This is a genomic window from Micromonospora endolithica, assembly GCF_003626595.1.
GTDB lineage: Bacteria > Actinomycetota > Actinomycetes > Mycobacteriales > Micromonosporaceae > Micromonospora > Micromonospora endolithica.
Window position 1 is genome coordinate 110623 of sequence record NZ_RBAK01000005.1, and the last position, 20333, is coordinate 130955.

Annotated in this window: 19 protein-coding genes; 8 read left to right on the top strand and 11 right to left on the bottom strand. The window is 73.7% G+C overall.

The genetic code is table 11. The features are described 5' to 3' along the window. Positions 1–40 precede the first annotated feature (40 nt). The 4 genes from D7223_RS14945 (at position 41) to D7223_RS32800 (ending at position 2849) form a co-directional block, all read left to right on the top strand. Entirely contained in the window at positions 41–772 is a 732-nt protein-coding gene (locus D7223_RS14945; protein ID WP_120729005.1) for a phosphocholine cytidylyltransferase family protein, read from the top strand. Then, entirely contained in the window at positions 760–1827 is a 1068-nt protein-coding gene (locus D7223_RS14950; protein ID WP_120729006.1) for an iron-containing alcohol dehydrogenase family protein, read from the top strand. The genes D7223_RS14945 and D7223_RS14950 overlap by 13 nt, the downstream gene beginning before the upstream one ends. Then, positions 1802–2527 carry a CDP-alcohol phosphatidyltransferase family protein gene (locus D7223_RS14955; protein WP_120729007.1) on the top strand — a complete coding sequence of 242 codons (726 nt, stop codon included), beginning with the start codon at positions 1802–1804 and terminating at the stop codon, positions 2525–2527. The genes D7223_RS14950 and D7223_RS14955 overlap by 26 nt, the downstream gene beginning before the upstream one ends. 181 nt (positions 2528–2708) lie before the next feature. Beyond that, a complete protein-coding gene (locus D7223_RS32800) occupies positions 2709–2849 on the top strand; it encodes a hypothetical protein (RefSeq protein WP_158610895.1) in 141 nt (46 codons plus the stop codon). 197 nt (positions 2850–3046) lie between these two features. On the opposite strand, the gene D7223_RS14960 is transcribed toward D7223_RS32800, so the two are convergent. Further along, a complete protein-coding gene (locus D7223_RS14960; RefSeq protein ID WP_120729008.1) occupies positions 3047–4291 on the bottom strand; it encodes a glycosyltransferase in 1245 nt (414 codons plus the stop codon). Positions 4292–4315: 24 nt separating this feature from the next. Between D7223_RS14960 and D7223_RS14965 the strand changes: the two genes are divergently transcribed. From D7223_RS14965 to D7223_RS14980, 4 genes are all read left to right on the top strand, one after another. Then, on the top strand, positions 4316–5176 hold the full coding sequence (locus tag D7223_RS14965) for an Fpg/Nei family DNA glycosylase (RefSeq protein WP_120729009.1): 861 nt from the start codon (positions 4316–4318) through the stop codon (positions 5174–5176). A gap of 195 nt (positions 5177–5371) precedes the next feature. Further along, positions 5372–6943 (top strand): sugar transferase, encoded by a 1572-nt coding sequence (locus D7223_RS14970; protein ID WP_120729010.1) that lies wholly within the window; start codon positions 5372–5374, stop codon positions 6941–6943. A gap of 32 nt (positions 6944–6975) precedes the next feature. Further along, a complete protein-coding gene (locus D7223_RS14975; protein ID WP_120729011.1) occupies positions 6976–8202 on the top strand; it encodes a sensor histidine kinase in 1227 nt (408 codons plus the stop codon). Then, entirely contained in the window at positions 8199–8954 is a 756-nt protein-coding gene (locus tag D7223_RS14980) for a LytR/AlgR family response regulator transcription factor (protein ID WP_120729012.1), read from the top strand. The genes D7223_RS14975 and D7223_RS14980 overlap by 4 nt, the downstream gene beginning before the upstream one ends. Before the next feature lie 163 nt (positions 8955–9117). On the opposite strand, the gene D7223_RS33215 is transcribed toward D7223_RS14980, so the two are convergent. The 10 genes from D7223_RS33215 to D7223_RS15030 all read right to left on the bottom strand — a co-directional run bounded on the left by D7223_RS33215 (position 9118) and on the right by D7223_RS15030 (position 20235). After that, positions 9118–11253: a serine/threonine-protein kinase gene (locus D7223_RS33215; protein ID WP_238161996.1), complete on the bottom strand. Its 2136-nt coding sequence runs from the start codon at positions 11251–11253 to the stop codon at positions 9118–9120. A 56-nt stretch (positions 11254–11309) separates the two neighbouring features. After that, positions 11310–12221 (bottom strand): type II secretion system F family protein, encoded by a 912-nt coding sequence (locus D7223_RS14990; RefSeq protein WP_120729013.1) that lies wholly within the window; start codon positions 12219–12221, stop codon positions 11310–11312. Positions 12222–12223: 2 nt separating this feature from the next. Continuing rightward, entirely contained in the window at positions 12224–14194 is a 1971-nt protein-coding gene (locus D7223_RS14995) for a type II secretion system F family protein (RefSeq protein ID WP_147252640.1), read from the bottom strand. After that, positions 14191–15555, bottom strand: a complete 1365-nt coding sequence (locus D7223_RS15000) for a TadA family conjugal transfer-associated ATPase (protein WP_120729015.1) — start codon at positions 15553–15555, stop codon at positions 14191–14193. Before D7223_RS15000 ends, D7223_RS14995 begins: the two co-directional genes overlap by 4 nt. A 76-nt stretch (positions 15556–15631) precedes the next feature. After that, positions 15632–16813: a CpaE/TadZ family protein gene (locus D7223_RS15005; RefSeq protein ID WP_120729016.1), complete on the bottom strand. Its 1182-nt coding sequence runs from the start codon at positions 16811–16813 to the stop codon at positions 15632–15634. Between the two features lie 9 nt (positions 16814–16822). After that, positions 16823–17611, bottom strand: a complete 789-nt coding sequence (gene cpaB, locus D7223_RS15010) for a Flp pilus assembly protein CpaB (RefSeq protein WP_120729017.1) — start codon at positions 17609–17611, stop codon at positions 16823–16825. 36 nt (positions 17612–17647) lie between these two features. Continuing rightward, the gene (locus D7223_RS15015; protein WP_147252639.1) at positions 17648–18691 is read right to left on the bottom strand and encodes a pilus assembly protein TadG-related protein; all 1044 of its coding nucleotides are present in this window, start codon (positions 18689–18691) and stop codon (positions 17648–17650) included. Continuing rightward, complete coding sequence (locus tag D7223_RS15020) at positions 18682–19002, bottom strand: TadE family protein (RefSeq protein ID WP_120729019.1); 321 nt, start codon at positions 19000–19002, stop codon at positions 18682–18684. The genes D7223_RS15015 and D7223_RS15020 overlap by 10 nt, the downstream gene beginning before the upstream one ends. 95 nt (positions 19003–19097) lie before the next feature. Continuing rightward, positions 19098–19289, bottom strand: coding sequence for a Flp family type IVb pilin (locus tag D7223_RS15025; protein WP_120729020.1), 192 nt, complete (start codon positions 19287–19289; stop codon positions 19098–19100). Between the two features lie 205 nt (positions 19290–19494). Beyond that, positions 19495–20235 carry a prepilin peptidase gene (locus D7223_RS15030; RefSeq protein WP_120729265.1) on the bottom strand — a complete coding sequence of 247 codons (741 nt, stop codon included), beginning with the start codon at positions 20233–20235 and terminating at the stop codon, positions 19495–19497. Between the last annotated feature and the right edge of the window lie 98 nt (positions 20236–20333).

Sequence of the window (20333 nt, forward strand, 5' to 3'; positions counted from 1 at the left end):
TCCTCCGGTGACTGCCGGACGAAGAGAACATGGTGCCAGCATGGTCGGGATGGTGCTGGCGGCGGGCGCGGGCCGCCGGCTGCGCCCGTACACCGACACCCTCCCCAAGGCGCTGGTGCCGGTGGACGGTGAGACGACCATCCTCGACATCGCGCTGCGCAACCTCGCCGAGGTCGGCCTCACCGAGGTGGTGGTGGTGGTCGGCTACGCCGCCGACGCGGTCGAGCAGCGCCGGGCCGACCTGGAGAAGAAGTACGGCGTCACGATCACCCTCGTGCACAACGACAAGGCCGAGGAGTGGAACAACGCGTACTCCCTCTGGCTGGCCCGGGAGTGGTTCGCGCGCGGCGTGCTGCTGGTCAACGGCGACACGGTGCACCCGGTGAGCATCGAGCGGACCCTGCTGGCCGAGCGCGGCCCCGGGGTGCTGCTGGCGGTCGACACGCTCAAGCCGCTGGCCGAGGAGGAGATGAAGACCACCTTCGACGCGGCCGGCCAGCTCACCCGGATCACCAAGGTGATGGACCCGGGCGAGGCGTACGGGGAGTACATCGGCGCGACGCTGATCGAGCCGCAGGTCGCCGCGCCGCTGGCCGACGCGCTGGAGGCCACCTGGCGGCGGGATCCGAACCTCTACTACGAGGACGGCTACCAGGAGTTCGCCGACCGCGGCGGGGAGGTGCGGGCCGCGCCGATCGGTGACGTCTCCTGGGTCGAGGTCGACAACCACGCCGACCTGGCCCGGGCGCGGGAGATCGCGTGCCACTACTAGCCCGCAGCGTCCTCACCCCGCTGCACATCGACGTGCGGCGGGGGGCGGTGGCCGACCTGGGCGCGATCCTGGCGGACGGGCGGATCTCCGCCGGCGGTGACGTCGCGGTGGTGGTCGGCCCGGGTCAGGGTGCCCAGATCGCGGAGCTGATCAGGCCGTCCCTGCGCTCGGCCGACGTGTTCACCGTCTCCGGGGCGACCCTGGACGCCGCCGACGACCTCGGTGGCAAGCTTCGCGCCAGGTCGTACGACGCGGTGGTCGGGATCGGCGGCGGCAAGACCATCGACGTGGCCAAGTACGCGGCGACCCGCCGGGGGCTGCCGATGGTGTCGGTGGCGACCAGCCTCGCCAACGACGGGATCGCCTCCCCGGTGGCCAGCCTGATCACCGACGGGATCAAGGGCTCCTACGGGGTGCACATCCCGATCGCGGTGATCGTCGACCTGGACTTCGTGGAGAGCGGCCCGGACCGGCACAACCGCGCCGGCATCGGTGACGTGATCAGCAACATCAGCGCGCTGGCCGACTGGGAGCTGGCCCGCCAGGTACGCGGGGAGCCGGTCGACGGACTGGCCGCGTCGCTGGCCCGCGCGGGTGCCGAAGCGGTGCTCAACCACCCCGGCGACATGACCGACGACGCGTTCGTCACCGTGCTCGCCGAGGCGTTGATCTCCAGCGGCCTGGCCATGGCGGTCTGCGGCACCAGCCGCCCGTCCAGCGGTGGCTGCCACGAGATCATGCACGCGGTCGACGCGCTCTTCCCCGGCACCGCCTCGCACGGCGAGCTGGCCGGGCTGGGTGCGCTGTTCTGCACCTGGCTGCGCGGTGACCTGCGGCGCTTCGGGGAGATGTCGGCCTGCCTGGCCCGGCACGGCCTGCCCCGGCTGCCCGCCGAGGTGGGGCTCACCGACGAGCGGTTCGTGGCGGCGGTGCAGTTCGCGCCGCGTACCCGACCGGACCGTTACACGATCCTCGAACACCTCGCGCTGTCGCCTACCGAGACGCGGGAGCGGCTGGCAGACTACGCCGGTGCACTCCGCGACCACCTTGGCTGAGCCGTCCCGTCCCACCGTCGCCGACTTCCACCGGGTCAACCGGGGCGGCGGACTGTTCAGCGAGTCGATCAGCCAGTGGCTGGGGGCGGTCTTCGCGCTGGTCGCCCAGCGGCTCGGGCTGCGCCCGACCGCGCTGACCATCACCAACCTGGTGCTCGGCCTGGCCGCCTCGGCGACCGTGGTGGTGCTCGCTCCCGAGGTCGCCGCCGGGCGGGTGCCGGCCTGGGTGGTCGGGCTGCTGGCGCTGGTCGGCTGGCAGGTGGCGTACGCACTGGACTGCGCGGACGGGCAGCTCGCCCGGGTGACCGGTCAGGGCAGCGCGGCCGGCGCGCGGGTCGACGTGCTCTGCGACGTGGCCGCCCAGATCGCGCTTGTCGCCGCGCTGGCCGCGACCGCGGTGGCGCAGGAGCCGTCCACGCCGACCTGGCTGATCGCCGCGTTCGCCGGCACCTGGATGGTCAACCTGGTCACCTCGGTCATGCAGGCCGGCCCGAACGCGGCCAGCATGGTCACCTCGACCTCGCTCCCGGTTCGCCTGGCGAAGCTGATCCGCGACTACGGCGCGGTGATCTTCGTGGCCGGGCTGGTGCTGCTCTTCGCGCCCGCGCTCACCCTGTGGGTGGTGGTCGCGTTCACGGTCGTCAACGGCGGCTTCCTGCTGGCCAGCATCGCCTTCTCCGCCCGCGCCTCGCTCCGCTGAGGTGTAAGGAAGGGCCCCCTATTAACGCCTGCGGTAGAGGAAGGGCCCCTTATTAACCTGGCGGCATAGACAGAACGTGCCTGCGCGGTGCGAGCGGAAGCGCTAGCTGCACCGGGCAGCGCACCTGGTCGATGCGGCCCGCGCCGATCTTCAGGCCGACGACCCTGTCAGCGCGGGCCGGGTGCTGGTCGACGCCGCCCAGATGGCCCCGACAGAGGTACGCCACCGGCCAGCCGCCCGGGAGGCGCTCGCCCAGGTGGCCCGCGAACCGCACGCGCCGGCCACGATCATCCAGCTCGCCGCCGTCCTCGGGGTGAGCTGAGCATGACCGGCCCGTTCCTGTCGTTGGTCCAGATCCGCAACCGGCTTACTCTCACCGCCCGAGCGGTCCTCCGCGACCATCGGGCCAACCCGGACGGCCGCTGCCGGATGTGCCGTACCGGGGCACCGGGCCATCCGGACGATCGGCGAGGCGTTCGAGCGAGATCGGCAGCGCCCGGCACTCACCAGGTCGGTGGCCTAGCGGGGCGGGCGACTCAGCGAGGCGTACACGTCGATCAGCTGCTTGGTGACCACGTCCGGATGGAAGGTGCGCTCGTAGCGCAGGCGGGCGGCCGGGGCCAGCGCGGCGGCGCCGGCGGCGGCCGGCGGCAGGGCGGCGGCCAGCGCGGCCGGGTCCGGCGGCACGACCCAACCGGCCTCACCGGTCACCATCCCGACCGGCAGGCCGGGAATCGACGCCCGGAAGGCCGGGCCGGTGCCGGCGGGTTCCCGGGGGGCGTCGGCGCCGACCAGGTACGGGATGCCGCCGAGGGCGGTGCCGAGCACCGGCCGGCCCGCCGCCAGCGCCTCGATGATCACCGTGGGCAGCACGTCGTGCCAGGTCGAGGTGGCCAGGACCACGGCGCTGGCCTCCAGGGCGGCGCGCACACCCGCCCGGTCCAGCGGACCCAGGAAGGTGACGTCCGAGCGTTCCGCCGCGGCGGCCTCGACGAGCGGGCGCAGCTCGCCGTCGCCGGCGATGCGCAGCGGGCCGAGCGCGCCGTCCGGGTGCCGCCGCCACGCCTCCAGCAGCAGCCCCAGGCCCTTCTCCGGGGAGAGCCGACCGAGGAAGAGGAAGCCCTCGCCGACCGGCACGGGCGGGCCGGGGTCGGGAATCGCGTTCGGCTTCACCACGATCCGCTCGTCCGGAATGCCGTAGTCGCGCAGGTGGTCGGCGACGGCGCTGGTCAGCGCCACGAACCGGTCCACCGACCTCCAGGTGGGGCGGTGCACCGCCAGGGTGGTGGCCATCAGCGCGCTCTGCGCCCGGGAGTCCCGGTAGCAGCGGTGCACCACCGCCGGCACGCCCAGCGTCCGGCCCCGGCAGTCCTGGCAGATCACGCCGTCGCGGAAATACAGCCCGGAGGAGCAGACCTGCCGGTAGTTGTGCACCGTCTGCACCACCGGCACGCCGCGCCGGTGCGCGGTCCGCACCACCCACGGCGACAGCAGCGGGTACGGATTGTGCAGGTGCAACACGTCCGGACGGTGCTCGGTGATCAGTCGATCCAGGTCGTGCTGGGCCTTCGGCGCCCAGATCGGCGAGATCGGCAGCAGCGCCTTCGCCGCCTTCGACATCGACGGGATCTCGTCGGAGCTGCGCAGGAACGGCAGCACCTCCACGCCGGCGGCCGCGAGCTGCGTGATCTCCACGTCGACGATCGTGTTCTCCCCGGAGGGCTGAGCCTCGCGGTACCGGTTGTGCGCCACCACCACTCTCACGGGTGGAAAGGCTACCGTTGACTGGTGCCCGAACTACCGGAGGTTGAGGCGCTCGCGGGTTACCTGCGGCAGCGCGCGGTGGGGCGGCGTGTCGACCGGCTGGAGATCGCCGCGATCAGCGCCCTGAAGACGTACGATCCGGCCCCCACGGCCGCCACCGGACGGACGGTGACGGACGCGCGGCGGCACGGCAAGTTCCTGGACGTGGTGCTCGACGGCGACCTGCACGTGGTGATCCACCTGGCCCGGGCGGGCTGGCTGCACTACCGGGAGGCGTTCGCGTCCACCACCCCGCTGCGTCCCGGAAAGGGTCCGGTGGCGCTGCGGGTACGCCTCGACGACGGCTCCGGCTTCGACCTGACCGAGGCCGGGACCCAGAAGAGCCTCGCGGTCTACCTGGTGACCGACCCGGCGACGGTCCCCGGGGTGGCCCGGCTCGGTCCGGACGCGCTCGCCGCCGACCTGGCCACGTTCACCGAGCGGCTGCGCAGCCGCCGGGGCCAGGTCAAGGGGGTGCTCACCGACCAGACGGTGCTGGCCGGGGTGGGCAACGCGTACTCCGACGAGATCCTGCACGCGGCGAAGCTGTCGCCGTTCGCGCTGACCAACAGGCTGACTGACGACCAGCTGGCGACCCTGCACGCGGCGACCCGGCGGGTGCTGGGCGACGCGGTGACCCGGTCGGTCGGGCAGCGGGCCGCCGAACTGAAGGGCGAGAAGCGGTCCGGGCTGAAGGTGCACGCCCGTACCGGCCTGCCCTGCCCGGTCTGCGGCGACACGGTGCGGGAGGTCTCGTTCGCCGACTCCAGTCTCCAGTACTGCCCCACCTGCCAGACCGGCGGCAAACCGCTCGCTGACCGACGGCTGTCCCGATTGGTACGGTGAGTGACGACGCTCTCGATTACGGAGAGGAATCGACCGGCCTGTGCCGAACGTCCGGGTCGTCGTTCCACCGCGGCCGTCATCCATCGGTATAGTGGCTCGGTCCCCGGCTTTCGACAGGCGAGCACGTGGGAGACTGGGACGGTGGGCGACCCGGGCCCTCACGGCGAGTGAGCGGCACGTGTCATGCGGGAGGACATGGGTGAGGTGACGGCAAGCCTCCAGCGCCCGGTAACCAACACAGGCCGGAGCAAACTCGTGCGGCACGTCGACAGCTTCGAGATCCAGCCGCCGACACCGCCGTCCCCCAGCGGGGTCCCGCGGTCGGCATGGGCCCGGGCCCGGCGCCGGGTGTCGCGCTGGCACCGTCCCTACACCGCCGTCCTGCTGCTGCTGGACTTCGCGGCGGCGGCGTTCGCCAGCTTCACCGCCATCCACACCTTCGACCAGGCGCGGGCCGGCTTCCACGACGCCGACGACGACCCGACCTGGTTCTTCATCGTGGCATTCGCCCTGCTGCCGCTGGGTTGGGTGATCAGTCTCTGGTTCAACGGGGCGTACGACCGGCGCTACCTCGGCCTCGGTCCGGACGAGTACAAGCGGGTCATCCGGTCCGGCGTGGCGGTGGCCGCGACGGTCTCCTTCCTGGCGTTCGCCACGAAGACCGACCTCTCCCGTTACACGGTGGGCACCGCACTGCTCGGCGCGCTGCTGCTGATCCTGCTCGGCCGCATCCTGACCCGGTTCGTGCTGCACGTCATCCGACGCAACGTCGGCCAGGCCGGGCACCGGATGGTGCTGGTCGGGACGCTGCCGGAGTGCCTGGAGGTCTACCGGTCGGTCACCCGCAGCCCGGCCGCCGGCCTGGTGCCGGTCGCCATTCACATCACCGACGGCTACGCCGCCGCGCGGGGCATCCAGACCCCCATCCCGATCTACGCGGGCCGGGACGTCCTCGCCCTGGTCCGCGAAGTCGGCGGCGACACCATCGCGGTGTGCGGCTCGGCCAGCGCCGAGCCGGGCGAGCTGCGCCGGCTGGCCTGGCAGTTGGAGGGCTCCGGCGTCGACCTGGTCGTCGCACCGCAGCTCACCGACATCGCCGGCCCCCGGGTGCACATCCGTCCCATCGAGGGCCTGCCGCTGCTGCACGTCGAGGAGCCGACCCTCTCCGGGCCGGCGCTGCTGGCGAAGAATCTGCTCGACCGGGTCGCCGCCGGCGTCGGTCTGCTGTGCCTGATACCCCTGTTCGTGGTGATCGGGCTGGCCATCAAGGTCTCCGACCGGGGTCCGGTCTTCTTCCGCCAGCCCCGGGTCGGCCACGAGGGGCGGACGTTCCGGGTCTGGAAGTTCCGGACCATGTACGTCGACGCCGAGGACCGACTGGCCAGCCTGGTCGACCGGAACGAGACCGACGGCATGCTGTTCAAGATGAAGCAGGACCCCCGGGTCTTCTCGGTGGGCCGCTTCCTGCGCGCCTCGTCCCTGGACGAGCTGCCACAGTTGATCAACGTGTTCAAGGGCGAGATGTCGCTGGTCGGGCCCCGGCCGCTGCCCGCCGACGACGGCGACTTCCTCGGTGACGTACGCCGGCGGCTGCTGGTCCGACCGGGCATGACCGGCCTGTGGCAGGTCTCCGGGCGCTCCGACCTGTCCTGGGACGAGGCGGTCCGGCTGGACCTCTACTACGTCGACAACTGGTCCCTCACCTACGACCTCAGCATCCTGTGGCGCACCGTCGGGGTGGTGCTCGCCCGCAAGGGCGCGTACTAGCGCCGGGGGCCACCACCCGTCAGGATCGCTGCGTGGGTGGCAACCTCTCCGCCGTCTTCGGCGTCGTCTCACTGGTCAGCGCGCTGGCCGCGGCCCTGTACGCGGTGCTCCGGCTGCGTGCCCGGCGGGGCATCGCCACGGCCACCCAACGGGCCACCTACGAGGTGCTGCACACCGCCGGACTGGCCGCCGAGCCGCTGCGCGCCGGGCTGACCGCACCCCACGCGGCGAAGGCCGTACGCCATCTGCGGGCCCTGGTGGGGTCGGCCGGGCTGGCGCTCACCGACGCCGACCGGCTGCTGGCGCTGGACGGCCGCGGCACCCACCACGACGCGCAACTGGTCGCGGCGGCCCGGCGGGCGGTGGAAACCGGACGGTCGACCGTGCTCGGCGAGTCGGAGCTGCAGTGCGACCGGGTGGACTGCCCGGTACGCGGCGCGGTCGTCGCACCGCTCGACGGACCACTCGGTCGGCCCGCCGGCGCGCTGGTCGCGGTCGCCGACGGCCCACCCGAGCCGGGGCTGGTCCAGGCCACCCTGGAGACCGCCCACTGGGCCGGCAACCAGCTCGCCCTGGCCGAGTTGGACTCGTCCCGGGAGCGCCTGGCCCGCGCCGAGGTACGGGCGCTGCGCGCCCAGATCAGCCCGCACTTCATCTACAACGCGTTGACCGCGATCGGCTCGTTCGTGCGCACCGACCCGGACCGGGCGCGGGAGCTGATCCTGGAGTTCGCCGAGTTCACCCGGTACTCGTTCCGGGCGCACGGCGAGTTCACCACGCTCGCCGAGGAACTGCGGTCGATCGACCGCTACCTGACGATCGAACGGGCCCGCTTCGGTGACCGGCTCCAGGTGCGGTTGCAGATCGCGCCCGAGGTGCTGCCGGTGACGCTGCCGTTCCTCTGCCTGCAACCGCTGGTCGAGAACGCGGTCCGCCACGGGTTGTCCCGCAAGCCGGGCACGGGCATGGTGAGCATCGAGGCCCGGGACGCGGGCACCGAGTGTCACATCACCGTGGAGGACGACGGGGTGGGGATGGATCCGAGCGCGCTGACCGCCGGCATCGCCGAGCTGGCCGGGCCCGCCGGCGACCCCGGCGACGACCCGGGCGGTCACGTCGGCCTCTCCAACGTCGACGAGCGGCTCCGGTCGGTCTTCGGCGACGGCTTCGGCCTGGTCGTCGAGACCGGGCTGGGGGCCGGCACGAGGGTGAGCATGCGGGTGCCGAAGTTCCACCCCGGCGTACGGGCGGGCTCGTGAGTACCGGTTACCTGCGGGTGCTGGCGGTGGACGACGAGCCGCCGGCGCTCGACGAGTTGGCGTACCACCTGCGGGCCGACCCCCGGGTGGCCCGGCTGCACACGGCGGGCGACGCCACCGAGGCGCTGCGGGTGCTCCGCGACGACGACGTGGACGTGGTCTTCCTGGACATCCGGATGCCCGGCCTGGACGGCATGGAGCTGGCCCGGGTACTGCGCCGGTTCGCCCGGCCGCCGGCGATCGTGTTCGTCACCGCGTACGACGACGGCGCGGTGGACGCGTTCGACCTCGGTGCCACCGACTACGTGCGCAAGCCGGTCCGGGCCGAGCGGCTGGCCGAGTCGCTGCGCCGGGTGATGGGTTCCCGGGTGGTGCCGGCGCATCCGGCGGCGTTGGCCCGCGCCGAGGAGGACCCGACCATCCCGGTCGAGCTGGCCGGCACCACCCGGATGCTGCCCCGTTCGGCGGTGCGGTGGGTGGAGGCGCAGGGCGACTACGCGCGGCTGCACACCGCCGACGGGTCGCACCTGGTGCGGGTGTCGCTGGCGACCCTGGGGGAGCGCTGGGCGGACGCCGGTTTCGTCCGGATCCACCGGTCGTACCTGGTGCAGTTGCGGCTGATCGCGGAGCTGCGGCTGGTCAACTCCGGCTACGTGGTGGTGGTCGACGCGACCGAGCTGCCGGTGAGCCGCCGGCACACCCGGGAGTTGAAGGACAAGCTGGTCCGGGCCGCGAAGCAGGACTGGCGCTAGGTGCCTGTGTCAAAGCCCCTGGCCGGCCTGCGGCGGGCCCAGACGACGACCGGCCGCGTTGGAGACTCGTCCGGATACAACACCGGTATCCGCACGAATCTCCGCCTTGCCGGACCGCCGCCTGGACTCCGCCTCGGCTCGACCGAGGACTTCGACACAGGCCCTAGTTCGGCGGCACCCGGCCGTCCGCGGCGTGCAGCGGCAGGTAGTGGTCGAAGAAGAGCGACTTCGCCAGGTCGATGCGACCGCCCGCGCCGAACGCGGTGAACAGCGACATCATCCCCTCCTGCACCGAGTAAGCGGACATGCCCAGGTCGGCGGCGATCTGCCGGGTGCTCCGGCCGCGTACGACGGCACCGAGCAGCCGCCACTGCCACGGCTGGAGGCCGCGGGCCCGGCAGATGAACTCGCTGACCTGGTGCGGCTTGATCCGTTGCACGGTGACGTCCACCGAGGTCTCCCGGTGGGCGGCGTGGAACGCCAACCACCGCCCGTCGTGCCGGCTGCCGCCGGCCGGGTCGACCAGCCCGGAGACCCGGCCCCGGGTCACCGCCACCCCGACCCGGTCCAGTTCGGTGCTGTCGAGCAGCGCGCGGGCCTCCTCGCTGAGGTCGAAGAGCCGCCCGTCGGGGGAGATGGTCAGCGCGCCCGTCACCGGTCGACGGGGCCGGGGCGGGGCCGGCGGATCGGCCGGGCGGGGCGGCTCGCGTCGGGCCAGGCGGGCCAGCCGTTCCCGGCTGATCCGCCGGGTCCGGGCCGGGGCGGCGGCCGGGGCGGCGGACTCCTCGTCGGCACCGGCACGCGGGTCGTCGTCGCCCCGGGAGAGGGTGTGCCGCAGCGCCGTACCGAGCAGCGGGCCGGCGGGCGTGAGCTGGCTGAGGTCGGCGGCGGTGAACCGGCCACCGGCCCGGTAGAGCAGCAACGCCCCGACCGTGCCGACATCGTCGGTGAAGGTCAGGCGCAGTTCGTCGGTGAACCCACGTGGCTCGAGGACGGTCCGGAACCGCCGGCTGGACCTCGGGTCGCCGTGGGTGGCGGCGGCCAGGCCACCGGCGAGTGGGCCGTCCGCCAGGTCGGTGAGTTTCAGCACGTCGTCCTGGCCGTACTCGTTGGCGAAGAGTTCGTGCTCGAACGCGTCGTCGTGCGGGCCGCCGTCGATTACGCAGGACGCCCACATCAGCGTCATCGGGTCGAGCACCGCCCAGATCGCCAGGTCGAAGCCGACCGTGCCGCGCAGCAGCAGGCTGGCCCGGCGGCGCAACGTGACATGGTCGAGGTCGGTGTCCAGGTGCTGCCGCAGCCGGGCCAGGAACGGGGTGTGCGCGGCGACGGTGCCCACCGGCCAGGCGGCGAGCGGGTCGGAGCCCGATCCGGAGTCACCCCGGCCGGAGGGTCCGCCGCTGTCGTCGGCCGGATCCGCGTCGTCGTCCACGAGGTCGTCGAGGTCGTCGTCGTGCGTGCCGTCCAGGGGTACCCGGATGCCGGCGGCGTGCGCCAGCGTCACCGCCACCTCCCGGCTGGGCGGGCGGCGCTCCGGGTCCTTGGTGAGGCAGCGGTGCACCAGGTCGGTCACCACCGGCGGCACGCCGGACAGCCGGGGCAGCGGTTCCGGCTCGTGGTAGGCGTGCGCGGTCAGCATCTGGGTCGCCGTCTCGGTGGTCCACGGCGCCCGGCCGGCCAGCATCCGGTAGAGGATCAGCCCGACGGCGTACACGTCGCTGGCGGCCACCACGCGGTGCCCGAGCAGACGTTCCGGGGCCAGGTACGCGGCGGTGCCCAGCAGTTGGCCGGTGCCGTCGGCGTCGTCCGGCTGGCCGACGGCGGCGGCCAGGCCGAAGTCCACCACCTTCGCGCCGGCCGGGGTGAGCATCACGTTGGCCGGCTTGACGTCCCGGTGCACCAGACCGTGGGCGTGCGCGGAGGAGAGCGCGGCGGCGATCTCGGCGCCGACGCGCAGGGTCAGCTCCACCGAGACCGGACCCCGTTTGAGCCGGTCGGCCAGCGAACGCCCGGGCAGCAGCTCCATCACCACGAACGGCACCCGTTCGCCGGCCGTGGTCATCGACTCGCCGTAGTCGTAGACGTTGGCCACGTGCGGGTGGGTCAACCGGGCGGCGGCGCGCGCCTCGGCGAGAACCCGGCGGCGGGACACCGCGTCGCCGGCGTACTCGGCGTTCAGGACCTTGACCGCGACCTGACGGTCGAGCACCCGGTCGAAGGCGCTCCACACCACCCCCATGCCGCCCGCGCCGAGCTGGCTGACCAGCCGGTACCGCCGACCCAGCACCTGATGTCCCACGGGTGTCAGTCTGCCCCTCCCCCGGCGATCCCGCTCTGTCCGAAGTCGGTCCGTCGTCAGCGGGCGAAGGTTTCCAGGAGCCGGATCGCTCCCGGCCCGACGACGACGACGAAGAGCGCCGGGAAGATGCAGAGAATCATCGGGAACAGGATCTTGACAGGTATCTTCTGCGCGAGCTCCTCGGCGCGCTGGCGGCGCCGCAATCTCATCTCGGCGGCCTGCTGGCGCAGCACGTTCGCCACCGGCACGCCGAGCGTGGTCGCCTGCACCACCGCCGAGGCGAAGGCCCGCAGCTCGGTGACGCTGGTCCGGGCCGCCATCTCGCGCAGCGCCTCCACCCGGGGACGGCCGATCTGCATCTCGTGCAGCACCCGGGCGAACTCGCCGACCATCGGTCCGCGGCCGTTGCGCACCACCTGGGCCAGCGCCGCCTCGAACCCGAGGCCCGCCTCCACGGTCACCACCAGGGTGTCCAGGATGTCCGGCAGGGTGCGCCGGATCGCCTGCTGGCGTTCCTGGGCCAGGTGCAGCACGAGCAGGTCCGGTCCGAAGAAGCCGGCGGCCGCGCCGACGAGCACCCAGACCACGGTGCCGGCCGGCCCGGCGACCAGCAGGCCGACGACCAGTCCGGCGGCGGCGCCGACGAGCAGGAACAGCCCCTTGTACGCGAACAGGAGGTCCATCTTGAGCCAGGCCGGGTTGCCCGCCTGGTCCAGCCGCCGGCCCAGCCCGCCGCGCCCGCCACCGGGGGTCAGGCGGCGGCCCAGGTCGGTCGCCTGCCGGGTCAGCTCCCCCGCGCCGGAGGCCGGGCCCGCCTCCACCGCGCCGGGCAGCCGGTAGCCCTGGTCGACCGTCCGCAGCGTGCGGCGCACCTCGGCCCGCTCCCGGTCCGGGATCACCGCGACGAGCCCCACCAGCAGGGCGACGAACAGCGCGCCCACGCCGGCCAGCAGCAGCAACGAGTCCACGCCTACACCTCGACCTTCACCCAGCGGGACATCCACACCGTGCCGACCACCATCAGCACGGCGGCACCGATCAGCATGACCAGCCCGACCGGGGTGGTCCACAGCGGTTCGATGTACTCCCGCCGGACCAGCAGCATCCACCCGGCCATCACGAAGGGCAGCGCGATCAGCACGTACGCGGACAGCCGACCCTCGGCGGACAGGGCGCGGACGTGCCGGCGCAGCCGGTCCCGTTCCCGGAGCGTCTCCACCGTGGTCGCCAGGACCTCGGCCAGGTTGCCGCCGGTGTCGCGCTGGATCCGGATCGCCATCACCGCCCAGGCCAGATCGTTGTTGTCGACCCGCCGGGCGGCCCGCTCCAGCGCGTCGTCGAGGTCGGAGCCGAGCCGCACCTCGGCCAGCGCACGCCCGAACTCCACGGTCAGCGGACCGGCCGGGAAGTCGCGGACCACGCCGTCGATCGCCTGGGACAGCGCGAAGCCGGAACGCAGCGAGCCGACGATGAGCTGGAGCGCGTCCGGCAGTTGCTCGGCGAACGTCCGTCGCCGGCGGCTCTCCCGCAGCCGCCGGTAGAGGCTCGTCGCGAGCCAGCCGAGCAGGGCGCCGAGCAGCGCACCGAGCACGCCGCCGAGGAGCCCGAGCAGGACCGTGCCGCCGAGCGCGGTGCCGGTCCGCCAGGCCATCCACTCCCGGGGGCGCATCGTCAGCCCGGCGCGTTCCAGGTCGCGGCCGATCCGCTCCTCGGCTCCGCCGGAGCGGACCAACCGGTCGGAGAGGGCCAGCAGGGGGCGCGCGACATGACCCTCCGGCTGCGGCGGCACCGACCGGTCGTCGGGGCTGGCCCCGCCGCCGCCGAGGCGGAACCGGTCCACCTGCTTGAGGCGGCTGCGGGACACGCTGCCGCTCAGCCCGAGCACGACGAGCAGGCTCGCGAGCAGCAGGGCGGCGAAGACGAGCAGGCCGAGCGGGACCGGGCCGAGCGACGGCAGGGACAGCGCACCCCGGGTCGGATCACCGTCCGCCGGGCGCGGGACGGCGGCGAACCGGACCGGCAGGGCCGCGCTGACCCGCGTCGCACCGGTGCCGGCGGTGACGGTGAGGGTGGTGCTGGTGCCGCCCAGTTCCGGCGGGACCGCCACGGTGAGCGTGACCCGGGCGGGCACGGTGGCGGCGACCGCGCCCAGCGCGGCCGGCAGCGCGGACACCCCGGCGACACGGACCGTGCCGCCGGAGCTGGTGGCGAGCCTGCGCAACTGGCCCAACCCGTCGTCGGCGGGACCGATCCGGACCAGGTCGACCCGGTCCGCGGCGGCCGTGACGGCGGTGGCCGCCGCGCTCGCCGCCGCCGTGTCGTCGTCCCGTCCGCCGGCCACCACCACGAGCCGGCGATCCGCGTCCGGTCCGCCGACGGCGACCGCGGCGCGCAGCGCGTCGTAGAGGGCGGTCCCGTCGCTCGCCGGCAGGCCGTCCACCGCCGCGCGTACCGCCGCCCGGTCGGTGGTCGGCGTGGCCGCGACCGCCGGCTCGGCGCCGGCCGCGACCAGGCCCACCGCGACGTCCGTCGGCAGCGCCGCGACCAGCGCGAGCACCGCGTCCCGCACCGCCCGCAGGCGCGCGCCGGCAAGTCCGGTGTCGACGACCACCACGACGGTACGCGGACCGTCCGCCAACGCCTCCGGCGCTCCCGGCGCCACACTCACCGGCAGCGCGAAGCCGTCCCGCGCGACGGTCAACGGGGGCAGCTTCCCGTCCGCGGTCCGGGGCACGTCGGCGACGATGCGTAGCCGCTCCGGGGTGACCTCGGCGACGCTGGCCGTCAGGTCACCGCCGGCCGGCGCGGGCGCGACCCGGCCCACGGCGGGTGCGACCCCGGCGGGCGCGACCCCGGCCGGCGCGGCCACGGCCGGTACGGCGCCCGGCACGGTGAGCGCGGCGGCGGCCAGCGCCGCGACGGCGGCGACCCGGCGGCTCACCACGGCGCGCCCTCGAACACCCCGGCCGGCAGCGGGACCCCGGCGTCGGCCAGGGTGTCCAGCAGGCGGGGACGCAGTCCGGTCCAGCGCAGCACGCCCCGGTGCCGGCCGTCGGTGTCGAACCCGGCCCGGTGGTCGAAGACGAACAGGTCCTGCATGGTGACGACGTCACCCTCCATGCCGATCACCTCGGTGACGTGGGTGATCCGCCGGGTGCCGTCGCGCAGCCGGCTCTGGTGCACGATCAGGTCCACCGCCGAGGCGATCTGTTCCCGGATCGCGCGGACCGGCAGTTCCAGTCCGGCCATCAGGGACATCGTCTCCAGCCGGGCCACGGTGTCCCGGGGGGCGTTGGCGTGCACCGTGGTCAGTGAACCGTTGTGGCCGGTGTTCATCGCCTGGAGCAGGTCCAGCGCGGCGCCGTCGCGGACCTCGCCGATCACGATGCGGTCCGGGCGCATCCGCAGCGCGTTGCGGACCAGGTCCCGCACGGTGATCTCGCCGCGTCCCTCGATGTTCGGCGGCCGGGACTCCAGCCGCAGCACGTGGTTCTGCCGGAGCTGGAGTTCGGCGGCGTCCTCGATGGTGACGATCCGTTCCTCCGGCGGGAGGAAGCTGGACAGCACGTTGAGCGTGGTGGTCTTGCCGGAGCCGGTCCCGCCGCTGATCACCACGTCGAGTCGGCCGCGTACGCAGGCGTAGAGGAACTGCGCCACCTCCGGTGACAAGGTGCCGAACCCGATCAGGTCGTCGGTGGTCAGCGCCTCCCGGGCGAACTTGCGTACGGTCAGCATCGAGCCGTCCAGCGCCACCGGGGGCAGCACCACGTTGACCCGGCTGCCGTCGGGCAGTCGGGCGTCGACCATCGGGCTCGACTCGTCCACCCGCCGGCCGACCCGGGACACGATCCGGTCGATGACCCGGCGCAGGTGCTGCTCGTCGACGAAGGTCGCCTCGACCCGGTGGATCCGGCCGAACCGCTCCACGTAGATCTGGTCCGGCCCGTTGACCATGATCTCGGTGACGTCCGGGTCCCGCAGCAACGGCTCGATCGGCCCGTGGCCGAGGATCTCGTCCAGGAGTTCGGCCGCGATCCGCGCCGAGTCGGCCACCGCCAGCGGCGAGCCGTCCCGGGCCAGCACCTCGTTGACGGTGTCCCGGACCCGCTGCTCCAGGACCGCGTCGGCGGTGCGGTTGTCATAGAGCTGGGGGCCGAGGATGTCCAGCAGCTCGCGGTGCACCCGCAGCCGCAGCGCGGCGGCGGACGAGCCGTTGGAGACGGTGACCGCGCCGGACGTACGCCCGTTGCGTCCGCTGTCGTGCTCCGGGTACCGCTGCGCCAACCGGTCGGTGAGACTCATGCCGGCACTCCGCCGCGCTCCGTGCCGTCATGAGGCACCACGACGCTGAGTCGATGATTCACTCGCTGACGCTCGCTCATGACTTCCCACCACCGGGGCGGCCGAGGCGGTCCCGCAGGCCACGGGCCCGGGGGGTGGTCTGCCGGGCGATCCGCCCGAGCGCCAGGTCCCGGATCGCCGCGCTCACCGGATGGTTCGGCTTGTCCACCACGATCGGCACCCCTCGGTTGATCGACACCGGCACGTCCCGGCTGGACGGGACCTGCGCGGTGATCGGCGTCTTGAGCACACGTTCCACGTCGGCGGCGGTCAGGCCCACCCGGGCGTCGCCCCGGTTGAGCACCACCAGCCGGTTCTCGCCGCGCAGGCCCAGCAGGTCCAGCGTGTCCATGGCGACCCGCAGGTTCTTCAGCACCGGCACGTCCGGGGTGGCCACCAGCACGTGCACGTCCGAGACGTCGAACGCGGCCAGCACCGGATCGGTGAAGGCCGCCGGGGTGTCCACCACCACGTAGTCGGCGAAGGTGCGGACGGCGGCCAGCACCTTCGCCACCAGGTCCCGCCCGATCCGCTCGGCGTCGCTCGGCCCGACCGGTGCGAGCAGCACCTCCACCCCCGGCGCGTACGTGGTGAGCAGCGCCCGGACCAGCGTCGCGTCCACCCGGTCCCCGGCGGCCACCGCGTCGGCGATACCGCGCTCCGGGGCGAGTTGCAGCATGATTCCGACGTCGCCGAAGGCCAGATCCAGGTCGACCAGGCAGACCTTGCGCTTGCCCCCCTCGGCCAGCGACACGGCGAGGTTGGTGGCCAGGGTGGACTTGCCGACGCCGCCCTTGGCGGAGAAGACGGTCACCACCCGGGCCGGCGCGGTCGGCTGGCCACCGACGGTGGGCGCCGCGCCGAGCAGGTGCCGGGACACCTCCATCGCCCGTGCGCACGCGGTGCGGACTGCCACGATGTCCCGGGCGTCGACCACGTCGCGTACGCCGGCGCGCAGCGCGTGCCCCATCGTCTCCACGTCCAGCCGCTCGCGCAGCAGCAGCACGCCCACGGCGGGGCGGGCGACCCGCTGCCGGGCGGCGAATTCGAGCGCCAGCCCCGCGTCGGTCCCCGGGCCGAAGAGCACCAGCGGCTCGGCGTGCTGGTCCGCGAGCAGCCGCTCCACGTCCTCCAGCCGGCTCGTGGTGAGCACCCCCGGGCCGAGTTGCGGAGCGAGGTGGCCGCTCCACCGCCGGTCGGGCTCGAAGAGGATCGTCATGGCGCGTGCCTACCCGAACAGGGATCGGTTGTCCACGCCACTGTCCGGCTTGACCTCGGACGACTCACCGAGCAGGCCGATGTTCAGCTCCCCGCCGAGCGCGACCGCGTGGGCGAGCCGTTCGGCGTCCCGCTGGTTGAGGCCGAACGTCACCGACAGCTCGTCGGACCGGGCTCCGCCGGTGGACGCCACCCCACCGGCCGTGTCGCCGTCCCGCTCCTCGGCCTTGCCCACCGAGATCACCTCGACGTCGGTCATCAGCAGCCGGGTGACGCTGTTGGTCTTGCGCCCCTTCTCCAGGCCGGACCCGGAGACCGCGTCCCGGTCCTTGTCGTCCACCGGCGTGTACGTGTAGAAGATGGCCACCCGCGTGCCGGCCTGCACGGTGGTGGGGCCGAACACGTTGGACCGGACCCGGGCGGTGATCGCCAGTTGCCCGTCCGGGATCACCAGCCCGCTGCCGTCGCGCACGGCGGTGCCGAACATCGCCCGCAGCAGGAGCTGGCCGCGCTGCACCGGCGCGGTGACGACCAGCGCGTCCAGGTCGGCGCCGACCTCGCCGAGCGAGTCCTCGGGCAGGGTCTCGGCGGGCATCCGTACCTCCCGCAGGAACTTCTTGTCGCGCAGCGCCCGCCCGGAGGTGCCGGCGGGGATCTGCTTGTCGGCGACCAGCACGGTTCGGGCCTGCTTGCCCTCGACCGCCCGATCGTCGGCGGAGCGGAGGTAGAGCAGGACGGCACCGGTGCCGAACGCGGCCAGGACGACGGCGATCAGCACCGGGATGATGCGGCGGCTCATGAGTGTGACGTCCCCTGCCAGTGTGGTGTGTCGTGGTCAGCCGACGAGGGCGACGACCCGGGCGCCCAGGTCGGGCCCGCCGATCGCGCCGCCGCCGGGAAGAAGCTGCTCGGTGAGGTGGCCCCGTACGCACGGTTCGACGCCGTCGCCGCAGCCGGTGCCCTCGGTGCGGTCGCCGAACGTGAAGCCGGTGACCACGAACGCGGCGAAGCCCCGCACCGTGAACGCGTCCCCGCCGCCGCCGGTGGGCGGGTCGACCACCGGCACCAGCACCGACCGGCCCAGGGCGTCCTCCAGCGCGTCACCGCAGTCCGGATCGTCGGTCGCGCCGGCGGTCTCCTGGTTCACCGACCGCACCACCCGGCAGTCGTCGTCGGCGTCCAGCCAGCGGAAGCCGGCACCGGCGGCGGTGCACGTGCCGGTGGTACCCGGGCGCACCGGCACCGGCCCCGGGGCGGCCGGGAAGACGGTGCCGCTGCTGGTCAGCCGCTCCCAGTCGCAGAACGGCAGGGCCAGGGCCAGGGTGTCGGCCCGAACCGGCCCGCCCCAGGTGGCCCGGGCGCAGGCCCGCACCTCGGCGCCCCGGTAGCCGCCGAGCACGGCCTGCGCGAAGACCGGCGGCAGCAGGGTCTCGTCACCGTCGCGCCGGGTGCCGGTCCGCACCTCGACGTACGGGCCGGCGGCCGGCGCCGCGCGTAGGCAGTCGACCGGCGTGTCGCCGCAGGTGGCCAGCCCGCCGCCGCGACCGCACACCTCGGCGGTCGCCTGGCCGTCGTTGGCGTTGCCGTCGGCGTACCGGCCGGCCAGCGCGTCCACCGTCTCTCCGTCCGGGCCGGTGCACTCGGCCGGGTCCAGCGCGCAGGCCCGGGCGGCGGCCACGGCGGCGGCGTCCGCGCCGTTCTGCAACTGCCCGCGCTCGACGTAGAGGAGACCGACGTCGACCACCAGCGCCATCATGCCGAGCAGCACCCCCGATCCGATCAGCAGTCCGACGGTGACGGCCACGCCACCCCGGTCGGCGTCGGCCCGGCCCAGCCGGGCCCGGAGGCGGTCCCGCACGGCGGTGACGATCACTGGCACGGCGTCAACCCACGCGCGGTCAGCTCGACCTCACCGTCGAAGCCACCACCGAGCAGTCCGACCGGCGTGACGAAGACGAAGTCCTGGGTGAGCCGCACCTCCGCCGCACCGTTCACGCACTCCGCCTCGATCGCCACGTCCGGGCCGGCGATGCGGGTCACCCGCTCGGCCGGGTCCACGCCCAGCGAGACGCTCCGGGCGGCGTCCCGGGCCGCCTCGGTGAGCGTGATCTGGGTGTTCAACATCCGTCCGAAGTCGATGATCGCGAAGACGACGAGCAGGAGCAGCGGCAGCACCAGCGCCATCTCCACGGCCGCCGCACCACGGTCGGCGGTGGAATTGAAGCGGGAAGCTCGGTTCCGGCCGGCGTTCTCGCCCGACCGGAACCGGCTCCGGGGCTGTACTGCTAGCAAGCGTCGCCGCCGCCGATCGCGCGGCACGCGTTGAAGAGAAGAACGTTGATCCGACCACCGATCACGGCGAACGCGGCCGCCGCGATCGCGACGATGACGCCGAGGATCAGGGCGTACTCGACGGCGCTCGCGCCACGGTCGCGGGACTCGTGCCAGGCCATGACCCGGTGGATGAACTCCAGCATCGAACAGCTCCAGGGGATGAGTCGCGGCTCGGTGGCCGCGGCGGGTTGTTGACGGGAGGCAATTACCGGCAGGAACTTTCCCTTCCCCAAGGAAACATGTCAATCCTGTCGACGGGACCGGCCGGACCACCGGTGGCCACCGTGCGACACCGGGCCGGTCACTCTCCACTCCACCGTTCGGCGGGAGGCATCTCCACCGGTCGATCTAACCCGGAGTCGACAGCAGCACCGCGACCAGTGCGGCGAGGAGCATCGCCGGGCCGTACGGGACCAGCGTCCGGCGGCCCGCCCTCCGTACGATCAACAAGCCGATGACCAGTGGAAGATTGACCAGCGGGGCGAGCAGTCCGCCGGCCACCACGGCCGGCCAGCCGAGCCAGCCGAGGAAGAGACCGAGCACCGCCCCGAGCTTCACGTCGCCGAAGCCGAGTTGGGAACGCGGCAACAACGCAACGGTCAGATAGACGACACCACACGTGACCGCCGCCACTCCGGGACGTATCAGTAACGTGACGGAGCGCTCGGCGAGCGCGGCGGCCGACAGCAGCACCACCCCGCCGACGAAGGCGGTCAGCACCAGCGGGTCGGGCAGCCGCAGCACCCGCAGGTCGACCAGGGCGAGCGGCACGGCGAGCGCGGCGAGCAGCAGGAACGCCGGCAGCACCGGGGACGGGCCCACGGCGTACGCCAGGACACCCCAGGTCGCGGCGGACAGCGGCACGGTGAGCGCGGGGCCGGGCCACCGCCGGTCGGCGCAGCCGGCGCACCGCCGCGCGGCCCGCCACCAGGGCGGACGTGGCGCGTCGCAGTGCGGGCAGGCGGTCCGCCACGGCGGCTGGGGGGTGCCGTCGGGCCACTCGACGGCGTACCGGTCGACCAGGCCGGGGACGAGCAGCCCCCACCCGGCGCCGGCGAGGGTGGCCACGGCCACGAGGGGGAGCAGCACGCGCCGGATCGTAGCCGCCACCCACCGGACCGGCCGACCGGCGAAAGGAAACCTGGCTCTCCGGGAATACGCTCACCGGCCCGTACGCTGTACGGTAG

What these genes read in the sequence shown, in the direction of transcription:
- D7223_RS15025 (WP_120729020.1), bottom strand. Translation starts at nt 19,289, where the DNA reads ATGCTGGAGTTCATCCACCGGGTCATGGCCTGGCACGAGTCCCGCGAC.
- D7223_RS14970 (WP_120729010.1), top strand. Translation starts at nt 5,372, where the DNA reads ATGGGTGAGGTGACGGCAAGCCTCCAGCGCCCGGTAACCAACACAGGC.
- D7223_RS15005 (WP_120729016.1), bottom strand. Translation starts at nt 16,813, where the DNA reads ATGACGATCCTCTTCGAGCCCGACCGGCGGTGGAGCGGCCACCTCGCT.
- D7223_RS15000 (WP_120729015.1), bottom strand. Translation starts at nt 15,555, where the DNA reads ATGAGTCTCACCGACCGGTTGGCGCAGCGGTACCCGGAGCACGACAGC.
- cpaB (WP_120729017.1), bottom strand. Translation starts at nt 17,611, where the DNA reads ATGAGCCGCCGCATCATCCCGGTGCTGATCGCCGTCGTCCTGGCCGCG.
- D7223_RS14945 (WP_120729005.1), top strand. Translation starts at nt 41, where the DNA reads ATGGTCGGGATGGTGCTGGCGGCGGGCGCGGGCCGCCGGCTGCGCCCG.